The sequence below is a fragment of the Rugamonas aquatica genome (assembly GCF_009380215.1).
Classification (GTDB): Bacteria; Pseudomonadota; Gammaproteobacteria; order Burkholderiales; family Burkholderiaceae_D; genus Rugamonas; species Rugamonas aquatica_B.
This window is the reverse complement of sequence record NZ_WHUG01000044.1, coordinates 1-775: the sequence shown is the minus strand read 5'-3', so window position 1 is coordinate 775 and position 775 is coordinate 1. Positions and strand designations below refer to the sequence as shown.

Annotated in this window: 1 pseudogene; it reads right to left on the bottom strand. The window is 63.7% G+C overall.

Features of this window, described 5'->3' with window-relative positions:
* Nucleotides 1-775, bottom strand: a pseudogene (locus tag GEV02_RS32570) (heme utilization protein); the annotation flags it as partial.

The following is a 775-nucleotide window of genomic DNA, read 5'->3' as shown; positions in this document are numbered from 1 at the left end:
GCGACGATCTGGTCGGTGGTCAGCGCCTTGGCCTGGTTGGTCGACAGCGCGGCGATGGCGGCGGTTTTCAGCGAACCGATGTCGGTCGTTTCAATCGAAGCGATGTCCAGCGTGCTCATCGCGCCCACTTGCGCCGAGCTCAGCGCGCCGATCTGGGTCGAGGTCAGAGCAACGACCTGGTCCGTGGTCAGCGCCTGGATGTTGGCGGTGGTGATCGCGGCGATCTGGCCGGTGGTCAGGTTCGACAGCTGGTCGGTGGTCAACGCCGCCAGTTGCGCGGTTTTCAGCGTGGCGATGATCGAGGTTTTCAGGCCGATGATGTCAGCCGTTTCAATCGCGGCGATGTCGGTGGTCGACAGCGCGTTGAACTGGTTCGAGCTGAGGGCGCCGAACTGGTTCGAGCTCATCGCAACGATCTGGTCGGTGGTCAGCACGGCCAGGTTGGCGGTGGTCATCGCGCTGATCTGGGCGGTGCTCAGTTGCTGGAACTGGTCGGTGCTCAGGGCGGCGGTCTGGTTGGTGGTCAAGGCAGCGATGGCGGCGGTTTTCAGCGCGCCGATATCGTTGGTTTCAATCGCAGCGATCTGGCCGCTGCTCATGCCGCCGATCTGGGCGCTGGTCAACGCGCCGATCTGGGCCGAACCCAAAGCGACGATCTGGTCGGTGGTCAGCGCCTTGGCCTGGTTGGTCGACAGCGCGGCGATGGCGGCGGTTTTCAGCGAACCGATGTCGGTCGTTTCAATCGAAGCGATGTCCAGCGTGCTCATCGCGCCTA